This is a genomic window from Pseudoalteromonas sp. MER144-MNA-CIBAN-0113 (genome assembly GCF_040308965.1).
GTDB classification, from domain to species: domain Bacteria; phylum Pseudomonadota; class Gammaproteobacteria; order Enterobacterales; family Alteromonadaceae; genus Pseudoalteromonas; species Pseudoalteromonas tetraodonis.
In genome coordinates this window covers 1-252 of sequence record NZ_JBEOOG010000475.1, presented here as the reverse complement: position 1 = coordinate 252, position 252 = coordinate 1, and the positions used below count along the sequence as shown (strand labels likewise).

Here is a 252-nt window from a genome sequence, read left to right as displayed (position 1 = left end):
CATTTATTGCATTACCTCCAGGTGAAGGCGGCGCCCCGACTCAATCGATTGTTAGATTTAAGCTAATAGATGCGGATGGCCTTGCATCCACGCAGCAACGTATTGATTTCAAGTTAACAGATTCAGTGGGTGCAGCTAAACTGTCGCTTAGAACAAGTGATACAAATAATGAAGGCTTTGTTCAAACAACGGTTGAATCTGGCATAGTGCCTGGTCCATTAGTGGTAAAAGCGTGTTTTATTTCTAAAGAAG

The 252-nt window shown here is 42.5% G+C and carries 1 protein-coding gene; it reads left to right on the top strand.

Annotated features, from left to right (window positions below; translation table 11 throughout):
• On the top strand, positions 1-252 hold a 252-nt coding region (locus AAEY57_RS20560), incomplete at both ends, for a hypothetical protein (protein WP_350608733.1).